General features: G+C 37.3%; 15 protein-coding genes, 1 tRNA gene, 1 other RNA gene and 1 pseudogene. 2 read left to right on the top strand and 16 right to left on the bottom strand.

The features are described from left to right. Nucleotides 1-39 precede the first annotated feature (39 nt). The gene (locus HMPREF1654_RS04885) at nucleotides 40-2583 is read right to left on the bottom strand and encodes a M1 family metallopeptidase (protein ID WP_003076875.1); all 2544 of its coding nucleotides are present in this window, start codon (nucleotides 2581-2583) and stop codon (nucleotides 40-42) included. 131 nt (nucleotides 2584-2714) lie between these two features. Between HMPREF1654_RS04885 and HMPREF1654_RS04880 the strand changes: the two genes are divergently transcribed. Continuing rightward, the gene (locus HMPREF1654_RS04880; RefSeq protein WP_003076561.1) at nucleotides 2715-3683 is read left to right on the top strand and encodes an NAD(P)/FAD-dependent oxidoreductase; all 969 of its coding nucleotides are present in this window, start codon (nucleotides 2715-2717) and stop codon (nucleotides 3681-3683) included. A 59-nt stretch (nucleotides 3684-3742) separates the two neighbouring features. Here HMPREF1654_RS04880 and HMPREF1654_RS04875 read toward each other — a convergent pair whose 3' ends face one another. The 8 genes and pseudogenes from HMPREF1654_RS04875 to ssrA form a co-directional block, all read right to left on the bottom strand. Continuing rightward, nucleotides 3743-5434 carry a phospho-sugar mutase gene (locus HMPREF1654_RS04875; protein ID WP_003076463.1) on the bottom strand — a complete coding sequence of 564 codons (1692 nt, stop codon included), beginning with the start codon at nucleotides 5432-5434 and terminating at the stop codon, nucleotides 3743-3745. A gap of 508 nt (nucleotides 5435-5942) precedes the next feature. Then, nucleotides 5943-6617 (bottom strand): DnaD domain-containing protein, encoded by a 675-nt coding sequence (locus tag HMPREF1654_RS04870; protein WP_003077037.1) that lies wholly within the window; start codon nucleotides 6615-6617, stop codon nucleotides 5943-5945. 50 nt (nucleotides 6618-6667) lie between these two features. After that, nucleotides 6668-7515: pseudogene (locus tag HMPREF1654_RS04865) on the bottom strand (homoserine O-acetyltransferase/O-succinyltransferase family protein). Nucleotides 7516-7619: 104 nt separating this feature from the next. After that, complete coding sequence (locus HMPREF1654_RS04860; protein ID WP_003076608.1) at nucleotides 7620-8132, bottom strand: adenine phosphoribosyltransferase; 513 nt, start codon at nucleotides 8130-8132, stop codon at nucleotides 7620-7622. Nucleotides 8133-8255: 123 nt separating this feature from the next. After that, a complete protein-coding gene (locus HMPREF1654_RS04855; protein WP_003076265.1) occupies nucleotides 8256-8951 on the bottom strand; it encodes an LrgB family protein in 696 nt (231 codons plus the stop codon). Further along, nucleotides 8944-9324 (bottom strand): CidA/LrgA family protein, encoded by a 381-nt coding sequence (locus HMPREF1654_RS04850; RefSeq protein ID WP_003076913.1) that lies wholly within the window; start codon nucleotides 9322-9324, stop codon nucleotides 8944-8946. Before HMPREF1654_RS04850 ends, HMPREF1654_RS04855 begins: the two co-directional genes overlap by 8 nt. A gap of 144 nt (nucleotides 9325-9468) precedes the next feature. Then, nucleotides 9469-9556: transfer RNA gene (locus HMPREF1654_RS04845), tRNA-Ser, on the bottom strand. 8 nt (nucleotides 9557-9564) lie between these two features. Beyond that, nucleotides 9565-9914, bottom strand: a transfer-messenger RNA (tmRNA) gene (ssrA, locus tag HMPREF1654_RS09780). A 136-nt stretch (nucleotides 9915-10050) separates the two neighbouring features. Here ssrA and HMPREF1654_RS04840 point away from each other — a divergent pair. Beyond that, nucleotides 10051-11052 (top strand): YdcF family protein, encoded by a 1002-nt coding sequence (locus tag HMPREF1654_RS04840; RefSeq protein ID WP_003076707.1) that lies wholly within the window; start codon nucleotides 10051-10053, stop codon nucleotides 11050-11052. A gap of 371 nt (nucleotides 11053-11423) precedes the next feature. Here the strand turns inward: HMPREF1654_RS04840 and HMPREF1654_RS04835 are convergent, their stop codons facing one another. From HMPREF1654_RS04835 to HMPREF1654_RS04810, 7 genes are all read right to left on the bottom strand, one after another. Further along, a complete protein-coding gene (locus tag HMPREF1654_RS04835; protein ID WP_003076994.1) occupies nucleotides 11424-13193 on the bottom strand; it encodes an ABC transporter ATP-binding protein in 1770 nt (589 codons plus the stop codon). A gap of 9 nt (nucleotides 13194-13202) precedes the next feature. Then, on the bottom strand, nucleotides 13203-14939 hold the full coding sequence (locus tag HMPREF1654_RS04830) for an ABC transporter ATP-binding protein (RefSeq protein ID WP_003076797.1): 1737 nt from the start codon (nucleotides 14937-14939) through the stop codon (nucleotides 13203-13205). A 153-nt stretch (nucleotides 14940-15092) separates the two neighbouring features. Beyond that, nucleotides 15093-15938, bottom strand: coding sequence for a DNA/RNA non-specific endonuclease (locus tag HMPREF1654_RS04825; RefSeq protein ID WP_003076919.1), 846 nt, complete (start codon nucleotides 15936-15938; stop codon nucleotides 15093-15095). Nucleotides 15939-16000: 62 nt separating this feature from the next. Next, nucleotides 16001-16177: a DNA-directed RNA polymerase subunit beta gene (locus HMPREF1654_RS04820; protein WP_003072163.1), complete on the bottom strand. Its 177-nt coding sequence runs from the start codon at nucleotides 16175-16177 to the stop codon at nucleotides 16001-16003. Continuing rightward, entirely contained in the window at nucleotides 16170-17450 is a 1281-nt protein-coding gene (gene murA / locus HMPREF1654_RS04815; RefSeq protein ID WP_003072160.1) for a UDP-N-acetylglucosamine 1-carboxyvinyltransferase, read from the bottom strand. Before murA ends, HMPREF1654_RS04820 begins: the two co-directional genes overlap by 8 nt. A 37-nt stretch (nucleotides 17451-17487) precedes the next feature. Next, entirely contained in the window at nucleotides 17488-17718 is a 231-nt protein-coding gene (locus tag HMPREF1654_RS09775) for a DUF1146 family protein (RefSeq protein ID WP_014829739.1), read from the bottom strand. Nucleotides 17719-17823: 105 nt separating this feature from the next. Further along, nucleotides 17824-18660 (bottom strand): class C sortase, encoded by an 837-nt coding sequence (locus tag HMPREF1654_RS04810; protein WP_003076412.1) that lies wholly within the window; start codon nucleotides 18658-18660, stop codon nucleotides 17824-17826. Nucleotides 18661-18678 lie beyond the last annotated feature (18 nt).

Here is an 18678-nt window from a genome sequence, read left to right as displayed (position 1 = left end):
AGGCTGAACTTTCATTCAACCTTTCTTTTTATTTAGTTGTTATACAGTAGCTTGGATCGCTGCTTCAACAGCTGCTTTTTCTTTGTCAATCAAATTAATACGGGCAGCAATTTCTTTGATTCCCATACTAATATTACGGCTAATTGCTAGATCTGATAATTGCGGTTCAAAGAAAGCTTTGTATTCTGCTAAACGTTCATGCGTCTTGAAAGCACTTGCTGGATAAATGACAAATTTATCAAAACTCATATCTCCACCAAGAGCAGACTTGATCCATTCCCAATTATCACGTGCCCAAGTCCAGATTGTTCCTTGTGTGAAATCGTGTTGTAAGAAAGTAAAATACCAACTCATTGCTAAGTCCTGTGGTTTCACAACATCTTTATTCTTCCATTCTTCTAAAAGATGCGCTAGAGTTGCTTCGTTCTTCGTATAAGATAGAGCAGAAGCCAATTGACGTTGGAAGTTACCGTCAACCGTTGTGATGTAGGTTGATAGATATTTATCGGTCAATTCCTTTGTCTCATGGTGTTTGATTTGGTTAATCAAAATTTGCAAACGAGTGGCTGCAGGAAGTTTTTCCAAAGTATCGTGATAAGCTTCAAAAATTTGGCTAGCTTTTTGACTCGCTTTTTCATCATCAGCCGCAATCATATTCGCTACAACGATTTGACGAACCAATTCATCTTCATCTGTTTCACCGTCTTTCGCTTCAAAGCCAAGTCGGTCAAAGTTAGCTTGATTCAGTTTGATAAGTAACTTCTTAAAGGCTGCCTCTGTTTCTGTCCCTTCATCCACAAAAATCTTCAAACTAGTTAGCACAGACTTCACTGCAGATACCACAAGATAAGATGTTTCATTAGTTAATCTTTCAACCATTGGAATCAAATCTGCAAATGAAACGAAACCAGCTTCAGCCAATAAACGACGTTCTTGCACTACTTGTAGCTTACTTGTATTATCTAAGTCTGTAATAGTTGCCAAAATATTGTCTAGCAATTCGCCTTGATAATCAGTAATGTAATGCGCTGTATTTTCCGTATTAAGACGAAGTGCTCCTTCATTTTGAGCTGCAAGAGCTGTATAATTTGGAATTTCAAGCGTTTCTGTTTCTAGAGTATCTGGGATACCAGTCCAATTACTATTCAACGGTACAACCCATAGACGACCTTTTTCTTCTTTTTCACCAATAAAGAATTGTTTTTGAGAAATTTTGAGAGTGTCATTTTCCACAATCGCTGTCAAAACAGGATAGCCTGGTTGTTCTAGCCACGAATCCATAAAGGCTGCTACGTCACGTCCTGAAGCTGCACCAAGAGCATTCCATAAGTCACGACCAATTGTATTACCATATTGATGTTTGGCAAAATAAGCATTCAAGCCTTTTGTAAAAGCTTCATCTCCTAGCCAACGACGAAGCATGTGCATAAGACGACTTCCTTTAGCATAAACAATCGCAGGATCAAATAACGTATTGATTTCGTCTGGATGTTTTACTTCCACATGGACAGATTGGACACCATCAGTCGCATCCCGTTTTAGAGCCAAAGGAACACCACCTGTTTGGAAATCCTCAAAGATGTTCCAAGTTGGTTCAATGGCATTCACACAGACATATTCCATCATGTTGGCAAAGCTTTCATTGAGCCAAAGATCATCCCACCATTTCATTGTGACCAAGTTACCAAACCATTGATGCGCCAATTCGTGAGCAATCACAAGAGCTACTTGCTGACGACTAGTAACAGTTGAATTTTCATCTACTAAGAGGTAAACCTCACGATAAGTGACCAAGCCCCAATTTTCCATAGCACCTGCAGAGAAATCTGGTAAAGCTACATGTAGGGATTGAGGAATTGGATACTTCACCCCATAATATTCTTCATAAAAGTCAATAGAGCGAACTGCAATGTCTAGGGCAAACTCTAAGTTTGAAGCAGGGTGGGCTTTAGTAGAGTATATACCCACCAAAGTGCCATTCTTTGTCTTAGCTGTAACACCTTGCAAATCGCCGGCTGCAAATGCTAAGAGGTACGAGGACATACGAGGCGTTGTTGCAAATGTCCAGATCCCAGTTGCTTTCCGATTTTCTACATCAATTTCCGGCATATTTGAAAGCGCTATTTCTCCTGCTGCTTGATCGAATTTCAAAGAAAGATCAAAAGTTGCTTTTGCTTCTGGCTCATCTACGCTTGGAAAAGCTTCACGCGCAAAATGACTTTCAAATTGAGTAGAAAGCACTTCTTTTTTAACTCCATCAACAGTATAGTAAGAAGGATAAATTCCTGTCATATTATCTGTAATTTTACCTGTATAAGAGAGAGTTACTTCAACAGTTCCTGAATGACCAAGCTCAATATAAACTGCTTCATTTTCATTATCTACAGAGAACGGGCGCGCTTGACCAGCTACTTCGACAGATTGAACCACTAAATCTTTCTGATGAAGTGAAATTGTTTCACCTCTTGCTTCTCCGCTAATAGTTACCTTACCTGTAAATGTTTTTTGCTCCCGATTCAAATCTAAAAAAATCGTATAGTGATTTGGAACAAATGTTTCAATAAAATGTGCAACTGCTTGCATGTATTTCTCCTTAATAAATAATATAATCTGTAACTATTGTATCATAATTCATGCCTGCTAACACGTATTCTCTATAGTTTTCCTACATTTTGTGATAAAATAGAAATACGTTATCATTTTAAGGAGAAATCATGTCTGAAATTTTTGATATTACGATTATTGGTGGAGGTCCCGTGGGACTTTTTGCTGCTTTTTATGCACACATGCGTCAAGCAAAGGTGAATGTGATTGATTCACTTCCTCAGCTCGGTGGACAGCCCGCCATTCTCTATCCTGAAAAGAAAATTCTGGATGTTCCTGGTTTTACTGATTTAACTGGTGAAGAACTGACTGAACGTTTAATTGAGCAACTGAAAACGTTTGAAACAAGCATTCACCTTGATGAGACAGTATTAGATATTGAAAAAAATGATGGATTGTTTTCCTTGACGACAAGTAAAGGAAAACACATTTCAAGAGCAATTTTAATTGCCATGGGAGGTGGGGCTTTTAAACCTCGCTCACTTGATTTGGACAATGTAGAACAATTTGAAAACATTCATTATCACGTTTCCAATATCAATCAATACGCTGGACAGAACATTGTGGTTCTAGGAGGTGGTGATTCTGCAGTGGATTGGGCACTTGCTTTTGATAAAATCGCTCCGACACAGATCATCCATCGTCGAGACACCTTCCGAGCTTTAGAACATAGTGTGAATCAATTAAAAGCTTCAAATGTAACAATCAAAACACCATTTGTACCAAATAAGCTTATCGGCGAAGGAAATAAACTTACTCATCTTGAAATCACTAAAGTAAAGAGTGATGAAAAGGAGCTTCTTCCGCTGGATCAACTGTTTGTCAATTATGGCTTTAAATCATCTGTTGGGAACTTAAAAAACTGGGGATTGGAGCTTAATCGTCATAAGATTATTGTGAACAGCAAACAAGAAACTTCTGTTGTAGGGATCTATGCTGCTGGAGATTGTTGCAGCTATGATGGTAAAATTGATTTGATTGCAACTGGTCTTGGGGAAGCTCCTACAGCCATCAACAATGCTATGAACTATATCTATCCAGAACAAAAAGTACAACCAAAACATTCGACTAGTCTTTAAAACGCAAAAAAACTTGAAGTTCTTCAAAAGAGAACTTCAAGTTTTTATATGTGCTGCACTTATTTCACGCTATCCATTTTTTCTCGGCAAGCCTTTTCGATGAGATCGAGTTTTTCAACACTTTCCTTTTCGTCTTTACCAATTGAATAGATGTATAGTTTGATTTTAGGTTCGGTCCCTGACGGTCTGAGTGCATACCATGAACCATCTTTAAAGTAATATTTCAAACAGTTTTGTTTTGGAAAATCAAGGTAGCCATCTTTAAAGTCAATCACTTTTTCAAGTTCCATTGCTCCAACTGTTGTCAAAGGATGTTCTCTAAATTCTTCCATCATGCGAGCGATTCTCTCTTGACCTTCTACACCTTCTAACTCAAGAGAAACTTGTCTTTCATTATAGAAACCAAATTCTGCATAGATATCATTTAAAACATCTAACAGAGTCTTACCCTGTTTCTTAAAGTAAGCAGCCATCTCCACGATCATCATAGAAGCACTGACAGCATCTTTATCTCTAACAAATGTTCCATAACAGAAACCGATACTTTCTTCGTAACCGAAAACATACGTTTTTTCTTTAGTACGATCATATTCGTTAGCTTTGCCACAAATATTTTTAAATCCAGTCAGGGTTTCTACTGTTTCAATACCATATTTCTTCGCAATCGCTCTAGATAAATCACCTGTAACAATAGATTTCACCATGACAGGATTTTCAGGTAAATTATTGAGAGCAGAACGTTGTGAGAAAATATAATAAGAAAGCAAAGCACCAATCTTATTTCCGTTTAAAAAGACATAATCACCGTTTGCATTTCTTACTTCCAGCGCAACACGATCGCAGTCTGGGTCATTGGCAATCAAAATATCACAATCATTTTCTTTTCCAAGTTTTTCAGAATAAGCAAATGCTTTTGGAAATTCTGGATTGGGATAACCAACTGTTGTAAAATCTGGATCAGGAAATTCTTGTTCCTTTACGACATAGATATTTTCAAAACCTCTTCTTTTTAAAATTTCTCTAACCGGAATGTTTCCTGTACCATTCAAAGGCGTATAGCCAACTTTGATAGATTTATCAACATCCTCATTGATGGTCAAGTTAAGAACTTCTTTGTAGTAATCTTCTTCAACAGATACATCAATATAATTTGCAAGCCCACTTTCCAAAGCTTCTTCAAAAGGAATAGATTTGATGTCTTCAAAGTTGACAATTTCATCCATGTGACCTGCAATTTGGCCTGCAATGTCATCTAAAATTTGTGACCCTTCTTCCCAATATGCTTTATAGCCATTGTATTCTTGTGGATTATGACTAGCTGTCACCATCACACCAGCCTTACAGTGCAATTTTCTAATCGCATATGAGCACATTGGCGTAGGATGAATTCCATTGTAAATATATGTTTTGATTCCGTGTGCAGCCATAATAGAGCATGTTAGTTCAGCAAATTCTTTCGATTTGTATCTAACATCATAGCTGATTGCAACACCCCTTTTAACAGCCTCCTCACCATGATCTTTTAGTGTTTCAGCCAATGCTTGTGCTGCTTTTCCTACCATATATTTATTCATGCGGTTGGTACCAGCACCCAATTTCCCACGAAGACCAGCTGTCCCAAATTCAAGTCCCTTATAAAATCGATCTTCAATTTCAGCTTCATCATCCTTAATAGATAACAAATCAGCTTTTGTTTCTTCATCGAAAAAATCATTGTTTAGCCATTGTTCATAAACTTCTTTATAGTTCATATAACGACTCCTTTTATTATATTATTTCTCACTAATTCCATTCTATACTACCTTTTCGTTTTTATCAATCCTTTTTCTAATTTTTATCTAAAACGCTTGCATTTTTTTGTTTGGTACAGATAAATTCAAAAGATTTTTAATTATTTTTCAGAAGAAGAATTAGAGAGATTCTCCTGTCTAAATAGTTCAGTATTGAGTAGTTGACATTTTTTTCTTTACTTTCCCAACTGACACTGCCTACCTGCCACTCGTCCAATCATTGATTAAAAACTCAGTCTGGGGTAAATGAGCACAAAAATGAGCTTTATCATAGCGGTAGCCAATCCACTACTGCTATGATAAAGCCTGAATTTTTACTCTTTTGCCAACACTTACCCCATAGCCACTTTGAAAAATAAAGTTGCTATACTTCATTATTATTTCTAAATTTACCACTCAACAGGTATCTAGATAATGACGACATCATTCTTCTTCAATATTCAAATGGTGTTTCAATAAACTCCAACATTTAATCGCGCCACAAATCCATAGCATTCAAAAAATCATCTGAAACAGTGATATTTTGCGGATTAGTCGTTTCACGTTCCTCTCGCTTCGCTTCGACTTGGCTTACTGTTGTAATGCCTTCACGACGCCAATTTCGTAAGATGGCTTGGATATACTTCCAATTTGCTTTACCATTAAAAACAGCCTCCCGAAGAGCAGCAATAACAAGTTCAGGATTAGTTTTATCATCTTGAATCGTTTTTGTTAAATCTTCTATTTCGAATGGCGTCAAAAGACGACCTAGTTCCTGCTGGAAAGTCTCAACCAAGTCTTTTAAAACATTTTGAGGAACAGTCTGCACAGTAGTTGAGTGACTCCCTACAATTTCATCCAACCGTTCAAGTGCTGGTAACGCATCAAAAACCGCCTCAATTTCACCATTGAGTACAATCGTTTTGTACTGCAACAATCCTTTTTCTGTCAAATTTGACATGGAACGATTGACTTCTGAAACGGATTTCCCAATACTTTCCGCAATCTGATTAGGTGAAATCTCTTCTATTGATGTTGTGTTTTGCAAATAGAAAAATTGCCAAACTAAAAAATCATCACTATTATCAAATATCTTATGAAAATGAAAAAGAAGATCATTTGGCAATACTAAATTGCCTGTTTTATACGCTGATAAATAAGTCATAACACCTCTTATAAATAAGCAAAGAAGGAAGCGTCATTAGCTGCACTTTCTCAGTCAAATGGCGTTTCTTGGTAAACAGCATAATGAATCAAATTATTGAAAAAAGTGCCGCAGCTAGATTCCAACACAAACATGGAACTGAAGCAATATCATCATTTTTGAAATAATTTTCTGGAATATATGGATTTAACCCTGCATCTAGATCCCAAAAATATTCTCTTGCTAAGGTTCCCTGGTCATATTCTAAATGAGCAAAACTATAGACCTCATGAAGATCACGACTTGCTATAACAGAGGCACTAGTCTTTTTTTCACAAAATAAAATTTCCAAATTATATTTTCTTTGCAACCTTCTGTATAGCGCGAATGAAACGCCCTATATTCATCATCAAAACCAGAAAATAATAGATTTGACTTTTCTGGTATGGATTGCTTGTAGATACCAGACAATTTACGATTCAACTGATGTTTAGAAATACCATACCAAACATAAAGAGCTGCTTGCGCTCCCTAACAACCATGCAAAGTAGAATACACATGTGATTTGGATCAATCAATGCCTTGCTGAAACTCTTCCCAATAATCTATTGCTTTAAAAAATAACTGTTCGACTGGGCTCCAGCGATAATCAAACCAGCGAAATAGTAATCTTTCATCTCACCAAAGATCTTATAAAAAGTCTCCAGATAGTCTGCATGCATTGTTTTAAAGACATGAGATGACATGAAAAGGAACCCAATACGAAGTTGCAAGGCGTATTTGCTAAATACCGCAACAACTATGTTTCCGTCACTATCTTTTGTAACATTAAGTTTAAAATCAAGATATTCAAAGAACGAATATCTTGGTGTTCTGCACGCTCTCCATCTATGACAAAGATATTTTCCGATCTTAAAATGTCAACAGCTGGTAATTTCTAATCAATCTTAATAGGCTTGAAAATATCTCCTTTTATTTTCTTATTTTATTATAGTGAAAAAAGATACAGCTTTCAATTATATCTTAATAGTGCATGAGCACTTTATAATCATAGTCACCGATAGCTTCGCGCCCCTTCAATTCATCTAGTTCAATAAGGAAAGCACAACCTGCAACGATACCACCTAGACGTTCAACCATTTCGATGGTTGCTTTAACCGTTCCGCCTGTTGCAAGGAGGTCGTCAACAATCAGTACACGTTGTCCAGGTTTGATGGAGTCTGCATGCATTGTTAAAGTATCTATTCCATACTCTTTTTCATAACTAGCTGAGATAACCTCACGGGGTAATTTCCCAGGCTTACGTACTGGAGCAAAACCAACACCAAGCTCATAAGCTACTGGACATCCAACAATAAAGCCACGCGCTTCTGGACCAACAATCATGTCAATTTTCTTGTCTGTAGCATATTGAACAATTTCTCGAATGGCATAGCTGTATGCATTTCCATCTGCCATCAATGGGCTAATATCACGAAATAAAATTCCTTCTTGTGGATAATTTTCAATGGTTGCAATATAATTTTTTAAATCCATAACTGTCTTTCTATCAAAAAAAGTTTTTACTCTCTATTATACCATGTTTTTTAGGAAATGGGACAGAAAACATGCTGAGCACATGATTTTTTCTCCTAGCAAAAATAACAATTAGATTGTTTACTACTTTAAAATAATACTTGCAACAATTGGGCTGACAATAACATACATAATTCCTGTCACTCCAATGGCTAGACCAGCCATGGCACCTGCAACCTGTCCGTATTTAAAGGCTGTTCCTGTCCCAACAGCATGTCCCGTTCCTCCAAGAGCTAATCCCACTGCAACAGGATCTTTGATTTTTAATATCCTTAAAACGGTCGGACCTATCACACTTGTCAAAATTCCCGTTGCTACTACGACCACCAAAGTCACCGTTGTTATCCCTTGCATTTTATCCGTGATTCCGACTGCCATTGCTGTTGTTACTGATTTTGGAAATAATGAAATGGCTAAGAAAAAATCCATTCCAAAAGCCTTAGCGACTAAAGCAGTGAAACTCGTATTGACCACAACTGCTACAAAAATACCAATCAAGATACTTCTGGCGTGATGTTTCATAAGATGAAATGTTTTATACAAAGGAATTCCTAGTGCAACTGTTGACGGTACAATGAGATTATTCAAATAAGCCCCACCAACATAGTAATGTTTGTAAGAGATACCTGTCAATTTTAAAAATACAATGACAAATATGGTGGCTAATAATAAAGGGGGCGTCAAAGGGTGCGGAAATCTACGAAAAATCAACATTCCTACCAGATAAGCAAAAATTGATAAAGCTAAACCAAATAAAGGATTGCCCCACAAATTAGACATTTCTTGTTTCTCCTTCTCCATAATCTCCTTCAAAGTGATTTTTGATAAAATGAACGACTAGAGCAATGATAATCACATTAATTACAATCGCTCCAATAATCATTAAAATAATTGGCAGCAAGTAAGGCGCAATCACAGAAAATTTATCCATAATTCCGACAGCCGGTGGCAAAAAAAGAATCGTCATATTAGCTAATAAAAAATTGCCCACCATACTTACATGTCGTAATCGGATCATTTTAAATTGCAAAGCTAAAAAAAGAAGAACGAGCCCAATAATGCTTCCTGGAATTGGCAAATGAAAAAGATAGGAAATCCCTTCTCCTATTAAAGAAATCGAAAAGATAATCATCAACTGTACGTATAATTTCACGAGAAACCTCCAAACTTTCTAGTAACAGTCTACTACTTTTCAGAAAAATTTCAATATTTTTCAAAAAATAAATGAGTGAATCCGTTTCTCACTCATTTTATCTTCTAGTAAAAAAACGCCACCAATGAGCGTTTTGTCCCAAAACGGAAGACATGGGATTCGAACCCACGCACGCTTTTACACGCCTACTGCGTTTCCAACACAGCCTCTTAAACCTCTTGAGTAATCTTCCACATTTATAAATGGAGCCGGTGGGAATCGAACCCACGTCCAAACACCTGCCAACACATTTGTCTACAACCATAGGTTATGTATTGGATTTAACTTCACTTTGACACATAACTCAAGCCAAAGCCAAGCGAGTCTATTAATCTCTTATCAAGTCCCTAGACAAGACTTAATCGTATCTCGCTATTATTAAGACCTGTCATCGAACACGAGCGATCCGAATCTGGTCACGCTGGCTGTTTTTTAGGCAGCTAAAGCGTAAGAATTATTATTTTTTGCAGTTATATTTAACTGGCGCTTTACATCCGCTTGATGAGTCGCAAAATGTGCCTCATAATGCCTGTCGAATCCGTAACGACCCCAAGACATGAAAATATTATACCACACTTTTACTAAAAATTTCAATTTTTTGCGTCCATTGTTTTTGAAATCTACTTTTTATAAGAACTTTTATGCTATACTAAAATGGAATTTGTTTGAAAGGATTGTTATCTAGATATGGTATTGCATCTTGTTTGGTTTCTTCCTGCTCTGCTTTTTTTCATTTTATTCTATATAGAACCAAGGCGACTTTTCCATGCATATTTCCTTAGTATCATTCTTATTTTATTCGCCCTAATTATTTCTGGTCGTTTTGTAGTCCATATTGAGCAACTTGCCAATAGAAATCTAACAATGCTTATTTTACTCATCCTAGCCTTTTTCATTCCATTGAGTGTCATAGCTTCATCTAGTTATCTCATTTTTAATGGCCGGCAGATGATGATCTATGAAGGTAGGCATATAGCTAATCTCCTCTCCCTCTTTTATGGTATCACCATTGCTCTTTCCCTAGTACTTACTTTTTTCTTCCCTCATTTTATCTTTCTTCATAAGATTCTATCTCTTACAAATGGACTTCTAATTTATGGTAGCTATCTTTATGCGTCCTATATCCTTTACGGTTTTGTTTATAATATATTCCCCGTCATAAAACGTCCGGACTATCTTATCATCTTAGGCTCAGGATTGATTGGTGACCGAATACCGCCTCTTCTAGCTCAACGACTCGAAAAGGGGAAAACGATGTATGAAAAATTTCATAACCATCCCAAAATTGTCGTTTCTGGAGGACAAGGTGTCGATGAACCAATAGCCGAAGCAGAAGCAATGGCACAATATTTAAGACAAGTAGGTATTCCACAAGACGATATTATAATTGAACGGCAGTCAACCAATACCTTAGAAAATTTGCAGTTTAGCAAAACTATTTTAGACGAAAAAAGTAAGGAAAATTACTATTGCTTGGTCATCACCAATTCTTTCCACTCTTTGCGAGCTGGTATTTACATGCGAAAACTTGGCTTAAAAGGGCGAAGCATCGGATCTAGGACTGCTCTTTATTTTCTCCCATCAGCTTGGATTCGCGAAACAATCGGACTGATTGTACTCTATTGGAAATGGCATGCTATTTTTCTTGGATTTTATTTCATTATTTGGTTGATTAATCTCTTTCGATAATGTAATCTTTGCAGCTATTTGCCTTAATGGAGCCATTCACAAGCCACGATTAAAATCATCAACGAGGATAACAGGCAAACTAAAATGAATGCTTGCTATCGACTAGGACAATTATGTATAAAACCAGTTCTTGCTATCAGCCTAGCTGACATGTAAAACGAAACCTATTCCCTACATCTCCCAAACTGATCGAAGAAATGGACTTTCTCCTCAAAGATGTTGTGAAAAATAGTCGCGATACAAAATGATTGCCTTTCAATCTTAGTACGATCAAAAATAAAAAACACGAACTCATCCAATTAACTAACTGCTAGTCCAGACTGAGGTCGTGTTTTCATTACTTTGAGAGGCTTTGTCTATTCTCTTACTTATTAAGCTTCTTTCTTAGCAAATTGGCTCGTATATAAATCATAATAGAAGCCTCTATCAGCTAGAAGTGATTCATGAGTTCCTTGTTCAATAATTTGTCCGTCTTTAAGGACTAAAATTTTATCAGCTTCTTGAATTGTCGATAAGCGGTGAGCAATGACAAAGCTTGTCCGTCCTTGCATGAGGTTCTTCATCGCTTTTTGAATCAAGAGCTCTAAGCGCGTATCCACTGACGAGGTTGCTTCATCCAAAATTAAGATTTTGGGATTTGCCAATAGTGCTCGCGCAATGGTCAATAATTGTTTTTGCCCCAGCGAGATATTGCTAGATTCCTGATTCATTTCCATATTATAGCCACCTGGGAGTGTCCGAATGAAATGATCTACATTAGCAGCTTTGGCAGCGTCCATAATTTCTTCATCTGTTGCACTCAGATTTCCAAAACGCAAATTATCCTTGACTGTTCCTTCATAGAGCCAAGCGTCTTGCAAGACCATGCCAAATTGCTTGCGGTAATCTTGGCGCGATAAGTTGCGAATATCGTGACCATCAACAGAAATTGAACCTGCTGTTACATCGTAAAAGCGCATAAGTAGATTGATGAGGGTGGTCTTTCCAGCACCGGTCGGACCGACAATTGCTACCATTTCACCCGGCTTTACCTCCAAATTGAAGTCGCGAATGAGCGGTTTGCTTTCAACATATTGAAAATCAACATGTTGAAAACTAACCTGTCCTGTCAAATCATGTTCTAATTGCTCTTTTATATCCGTTACTTCGTCTGGTTCATCTAAGACTTGGAAAATACGATCCAGCGAAGACTTAGCACTTTGTAATTGCCCAGCTAACTGCGTTAAATTTTGAATTGGTTGGTTTACTTGCCATACATATTGTACAAAAGCTTGCATGTTCCCAATTGTTAATTGTCCAGAAATGACTTGCAAACCACCAACAACTGCTACAAGCAGATAAGTCAAATCTGAAATTGCGTTCAAAATTGGCATCATCAAGCCAGAAATAAAACTAGCTTTGAACCCGACTTCTTGGAGGTTTTGCGTGATTTCTCGAAAATCGTCTGAAGATGTTTCTTCACGACCATAGAGTTTCAGCACATTAAAACCAGTTAGATTTTCTTGAACAAATCCATTCATGACACCTAGCGTATCTGCTTGCTTTTTAAAATACGGTTGTGATTTTTTCAAAATAAAGGTCGCCCCAAAATAGGTCAATGGAATGCTAGCAATCACTATCAAAGCCAGTTGAAAATTAAGATACAAGACCATTCCGATAACTAAGGTAATGGTCAAAACCGCATTTACAACTTGTAAGAATGATTGTTGAAGCGCATTTGAAACAGTCTCTACATCACTGGTAAAGCGCCCTAGTAAATCTCCAAATTGATGCTTATCAAAGTAAGAAACTGGAATTTGATTAATTTTAGAACTCAACTCATTGCGCATGTCCCGTACTGTATTTTGCACTGCATTGGTCATAAAATAATTAGAATAGTAAGCCCCAATTTCATAGAACAAACCACGCAAAAGGTAAAGTGCCATTACCCAAAAAACATATGTTGTGTTTATACTGGCGCCTTCGACTCCTTTTGCTATGTCCAGCACATTTCGTGTCAATTCTGTAATAGCAAGACCAAGTACAAAAGGCTCTAGCACGCTCATCACAATACTCACCACCTTCAAAAAGATAGCAAGGATTACTGAGAGTTTATAAACTTTTAAGTAACTCCACAAACGCATAAAACTATGTTGTTTCATCTTTCCCTCCTATTCTTCTGTTAGTGACTGACTATTAAGCTGAGAATTAGCAATTTCACGATAGATATCGTTTTGTTGCAACAATTCTTCATGTGTTCCGCGCCCGACAATTTCTCCCTTATCCAGAACAATAATCTGATCTGCATCCATAATGGTTCCCACACGTTGTGCTACAATCAATACAGTAGCATTTTGCGTAACTTCTTTGAGTCGACTTCGAAGAATGGCATCGGTCTTATAGTCCAACGCAGAAAATGAATCATCAAAGATATAAATATCTGGTTCTTTCACGACAGCACGTGCGATAGAAAGGCGTTGCTTTTGCCCACCTGAGAGATTGCTTCCCCCTTCAGCTAAATGGGTTTCAAAGCGTTCTTCCTTACTTTCGATAAAATCTCTAGCTTGTGCTACATCTGCCGCTTGTGTCAATTCTTCATAACTGGCATGTTCTTTCCCATACCGCAGATTTTCTGCGATTGTTCCCGTAAATAGCAAAGCCTTTTGTGGAATGAAGCCTATCTTCTGCCGCAATGCTTTTAGATTATAGGAGCGCACATCTACCCCATCCACTAAAATTTTTCCTAAAGTTACATCATAGAAGCGTGGAATTAACTGCACCAGAGATGATTTCCCTGAACCTGTTGAACCAATAAAGGCAATTGTTTCACCAGGTTTTGCTTTGAAGGAAATATTATGCAAGACTGGACTCTCTGTCTCACCAGGATATGCAAAGGTAACATTATCAAACTCTAAATAACCATGACTCTCTGTCTCAATCACACCATCTTCGTTTGGATTGATCGAAATGGGTATTTTCATTACTTCTTTCAACCGTTCACTCGAAACAGCAGTTCTAGGATACATAGTAAACAAGCTAGATAGCAACAGAAATGACAGCAATGCATGAAAACTGTATTCGATAAAAGCAACCAAATCTCCAATTTGCAAATCTCCTGTACCTAGTGGTTTTAAAGCAAAGCAGACAATGGCAACAATCATCGCGATGATAATTTGAACAAAAAGAGGTTCTGTCAAACCAGTTAACTTGAACAGACGATTCGAATTATTCGCATAAATATCATTTTGTGAAGCAAAACGCTCTTCTTGAAATTCTTCTCGAGCAAAAGCACGAATAACGCGCAGACCCATTAAATTCTCACGTGCATATTGATTGATTTTATCTAAAGTTTTTTGTTGTTTTTCTGATAAAGGACGAGTCTTGACCGCTATATACCAAACGACAATACCGAGGAAAGGAACAGAAATTGCAACAATCCAAGCCAAGGAAGGACTAGTGAAAAAAATCATCATCACACTAGAAATCATCATCATTGGTGTAATGACACCCATTTTTAGGGATTGTTCTGCGAACTGCATCAAAACAAAAGCATCACTGGTAATCCGTGTCACTAAGGATGAAACACCAATCTGCTCGTATTCATGATGGGAATACTCTTGCAATTTGTCGTAGATGTCATTACGCATATCACGCACCATACTCGTTGTCAACTTACCAGCTGCATAAGAAAGCACGATCCGCCCCAAAATTCCCAACAAAATCACAATAAGCATCACAATCGCCCAATAATACAAACGGTTGTTGTCTTCTTGATTAATCCCTTCATCAATCATCCGTGCTAAAACAGTCGGTAAACCGAGATTCACCACAACAAAGAAGACAGCACCAAAGAAATCCAATAGCAACCATTTTGGATATTTTTTCAAATAAGACCAAATATACTTCATGTTTCTCCTCCCTACATCATAAAATAATCCGCAATAAAAAAGCACTTATACACTTTTTAGACAAAATAGAGCGTGCCAAAGCACGCCTATGCAAAAACAGTATAACAAAAAGATGATAAAAATGCAAAAGCATATGAGCTATTAACTCCAAATTTAGTTGGTGACCGTCACTTCTCCTGTCTGATAATTTAATCGAATTCCTGTCTGTACGTTTGGCACAAAGACATTTATTTCCAAACTACCGTCGCTAGACTTGGCTTCAATATGTGAACCAACCGGTACTAAATCCTGCTCACTTGCGTAAATCAAGGTTACTCGATACCGAACTCGTTTATTTTTATCAAGAGCTTTACGTACTTTCGTTTCATAAAAATTTTGACCTGTAGAATGGCTAGCATTTGCTTGATTCGCCCAAGCCGTTTGCACCGCAATATTTTTAGGATTGCTAGTCGAAGCATCAAAACCTTTCAAGTTACCAATCAAGGCATAGCCTAGCAGATGTCCACGGTCAACTGCATGATGATATTCACCTGATAAATGCTTCACCTGATGCCAGCCAGCAGGTGTCCAAGTTGTTGAACCATTACCTGTTTCTTCACGATTCCTATACTGACGAGTAGCTTTAGACAAAAGAGCATTTGCTACCGTCGGAACAGTTCGACCTCTGACCAATTTTGTCTTATTATCCGCATAAGGAATACTTCCCACTTTAGCATCTAAATCATTTTTATTCTCATTGACAATAAAAGCTCCTGCGCCATTCCACTCGATTTTCCCTTTAAATTGTGAACGCACATTACCTGTCAATACACTCTGAGCCAGATCTTTACTAGGACCCGCATGATGTTGCTCGAGACTTTTGTTAATGGCAGAACTATCTTGATGAACTGTACCATTATTATTTGTTCGAAAATAATAAGCACCAATAGCTAAACTAAGTGCAATAATCCCTCCAATAACACTCTGCATTACTTTTTGATTGGATTTTCTCTGCGACATTTTTCTCCTTTCTTAAAATAAAATAGGAGGCTGAGCAACTCTCAACCTTCTTTCAATAAATACTATCGTCCTGTAAATTTGCTAACAATCTCCTGCCACTTGTCTGGAGATAGAATATCCCATGGATTTTTTCCACCATAGCCAACAACCAAGCCAAGTGCAAACAAAATCAAACCAAACAATAAGACGGCCAAAACAATTCCGACTTGTTTTTTAACATATTTCAAATTATTATTCATCGTCTTCTTCCTTCACTCGCTTAATATTTGCACCCAAATTAGCTAGTTTTTTATGAAATTGATAATAACCTCTATCCAAATGAGTTAGTTGTCCTACTTTTGTTTCACCGTCTGCAACCAAACCAGTCAAAATTAGCGCGGCACTTGCACGCAAGTCCGTTGACATCACTTCGGCCCCTTGCAAAGCTTGGCCACCAACAATACGAGCTGTGTCTCGCATAATTTCCGAGTGTAGACCCATTCGACGCATTTCTTCCAGATGTTGGAAACGATTCTCAAAAACAGTCTCAATCATAGTGGATTCGCCCTTAGCAACCGTCATCAAAGCTGTAAATTGTGCCTGCATATCTGTTGGGAAACCAGGATGAGGAAGTGTTTTGACATTGACTGCCTTCAGTTTGCCCAAATCTGAACGAATCCGAATCCCCTCATTTTCCTCGGTAACAGAGACACCCATTTCTAGCAATTTCGCAATAAGTGGACGATTATGCTCCCAGATAGCGTCTTGAATAAGAATATTACCACCAGTCATAGCACCTGCTACCATAAAAGTCCCGGCTTCAATGCGGTCTTGTACTACACTATGGCTTGTCCCCATCAGCTCCTCAACTCCAGTAATGGTTAGTGTCTCTGTACCTGCACCACGAACTTTAGCTCCCATTTTGTTCAATAAAACAGCTAAATCAACAATCTCCGGTTCGCGCGCTGCATTTTCAATCACTGTTACACCATCTGCTAAAGTTGCTGCCATCATGATATTTTGCGTCGCACCCACACTTGGAAAATCCATGTAAATATGAGCTCCATGCAATCGGTTAGCTTTGGCCTCAATAAATCCAGCCGTCTGCTTAATTTCAGCCCCCATTGCCTCTAATCCTTTCAAATGAAGGTCAATAGGACGACTTCCAATCGTACAACCACCAGGCATAGAAACTTTGGCATGACCATTACGTGCCAAAATCGGACCTAATACCACGATAGAAGCACGCATTTTACTCACATATTTATAAGGCGCTTCTTCACTCAACGGCTGTGTAGCATCCACCGTAATCCTGTTCTCTTCTTGCTCAAAAGTCACTTTTGTATTCAATCCACGAACCACATTGTTCATCGTAAACACATCCGATAGAACCGGAACATTGGTTAGAATTGTTTTCCCTGTCGTCGCTAGAATAGTTGCTGCAAGCAAGGGCAAAACAGCATTTTTGGCACCTTCAATTTTAACCGAACCAACTAATGGATTCGAACTGCCTTGTATAATAATTTTATCCATATTTCTCCAAAACACCTATTGTATTTCTTTTCTTATCTTATAAATTACTATTAAACACATCTCGTCCCAATGTATAGAGATTAAGGAAGAAAGAACTAAGTAAAAAACCTAATGCAATACTAAGCAATAAAATTAATAATCGAATCTTAAGAGCATTATCAGCATTCACCTTTAATAGTCTTTCCCAATTCACAACAGTAGAAAGCAAGTGAAATGAAAGAAAAATAAAAATCATATGGCTACTAAGTGTAAAAATTAACTGAATCATATTCCTATTATACCAAAAAAACAGATGAGAGCAAATTTTCAAAGATGAATCATGTATTGATAGCAACAGAACCAATATAAAAAGGCCAAATGGCCTTTACCGTGTTTACTTCTTTTTAGTAAATAATACATAAAAATAGACGACTACAAAAGCTAATATCAATCCGATCACAACCGATAGCAACTGCAGGAACCAAAAACTAGAATCAATTTTTCCTTTACTTGCTTTTTCCTTTTGATATGTTTTTGGATTATATGGTACCCTATGTCCTCTAACGAGCAAACGCTCCGTGTTGACCCCATATGGTGTACAAGTAATCAACGTCGCATAATCTTTTCCTTTTTCTCCAGATAATGCAGAAACGTGATAAGGTTTAACTGTTAAAATCTGGTCAACTTTATAGGCAATAATTTTATCTAAAACATGAAAATAAAAATACTTTCCTTTTTTTAAACTAGGAAGATTGGTAAACATCTCTGCAGTTGGAAGCCCCCTATGAGCAGACACAACAGCATGAGTCCCCTCTCCACCAACTGGTAAGGAACTCCCTAATAAGTGACCAGCTCCCTTGCTTAGCGACTCGTCAGTAGTATAGTGATAAATTGGAAGTTTTACTTTAATTGACGGAATATCAACATATCCCATAATACCATTTTTGTTCACATTCAAAAGCGATTCATATTTTGTATCATGAATACCATCCCGTACAGAGAAGGCATCCGGTACTGGTTGTATTCCCAACTCATTGTTATACGCAATTGCATCTTCCCACATCTTGATATTTTCTTTTTTTTGATTTGATTTGATTTTTTTGTCATAAGACGATAAAAGTTGATTTGCCCGATAGGAATTCCAAGCATTACTAACAATCGGATATATCAGAATAAGAAAACCAAATATAAAAAATAGAATTAAACCAATATTTTTTTTCTTATGTTTCACTCTAACCTCATATAAATA

It is taken from the genome of Streptococcus intermedius SK54 = ATCC 27335, assembly GCF_000413475.1.
Taxonomy (GTDB): domain Bacteria; phylum Bacillota; class Bacilli; order Lactobacillales; family Streptococcaceae; genus Streptococcus; species Streptococcus intermedius.
This window is presented reverse-complemented; position numbering and strand designations above follow the sequence as displayed.

Bases quoted from the DNA above. Each gene is read 5' to 3' on its own strand.
- HMPREF1654_RS04885 (WP_003076875.1), bottom strand. From the start codon at position 2,583: ATGCAAGCAGTTGCACATTTTATTGAAACATTTGTTCCAAATCACTAT.
- HMPREF1654_RS09775 (WP_014829739.1), bottom strand. From the start codon at position 17,718: ATGATTCAGTTAATTTTTACACTTAGTAGCCATATGATTTTTATTTTT.
- HMPREF1654_RS04875 (WP_003076463.1), bottom strand. From the start codon at position 5,434: ATGAACTATAAAGAAGTTTATGAACAATGGCTAAACAATGATTTTTTC.
- HMPREF1654_RS04860 (WP_003076608.1), bottom strand. From the start codon at position 8,132: ATGGATTTAAAAAATTATATTGCAACCATTGAAAATTATCCACAAGAA.
- HMPREF1654_RS04825 (WP_003076919.1), bottom strand. From the start codon at position 15,938: ATGTCGCAGAGAAAATCCAATCAAAAAGTAATGCAGAGTGTTATTGGA.
- HMPREF1654_RS04855 (WP_003076265.1), bottom strand. From the start codon at position 8,951: ATGTCTAATTTGTGGGGCAATCCTTTATTTGGTTTAGCTTTATCAATT.
- murA (WP_003072160.1), bottom strand. From the start codon at position 17,450: ATGGATAAAATTATTATACAAGGCAGTTCGAATCCATTAGTTGGTTCG.
- HMPREF1654_RS04870 (WP_003077037.1), bottom strand. From the start codon at position 6,617: ATGACTTATTTATCAGCGTATAAAACAGGCAATTTAGTATTGCCAAAT.
- HMPREF1654_RS04840 (WP_003076707.1), top strand. From the start codon at position 10,051: ATGGTATTGCATCTTGTTTGGTTTCTTCCTGCTCTGCTTTTTTTCATT.
- HMPREF1654_RS04880 (WP_003076561.1), top strand. From the start codon at position 2,715: ATGTCTGAAATTTTTGATATTACGATTATTGGTGGAGGTCCCGTGGGA.
- HMPREF1654_RS04835 (WP_003076994.1), bottom strand. From the start codon at position 13,193: ATGAAACAACATAGTTTTATGCGTTTGTGGAGTTACTTAAAAGTTTAT.
- HMPREF1654_RS04820 (WP_003072163.1), bottom strand. From the start codon at position 16,177: ATGAATAATAATTTGAAATATGTTAAAAAACAAGTCGGAATTGTTTTG.
- HMPREF1654_RS04830 (WP_003076797.1), bottom strand. From the start codon at position 14,939: ATGAAGTATATTTGGTCTTATTTGAAAAAATATCCAAAATGGTTGCTA.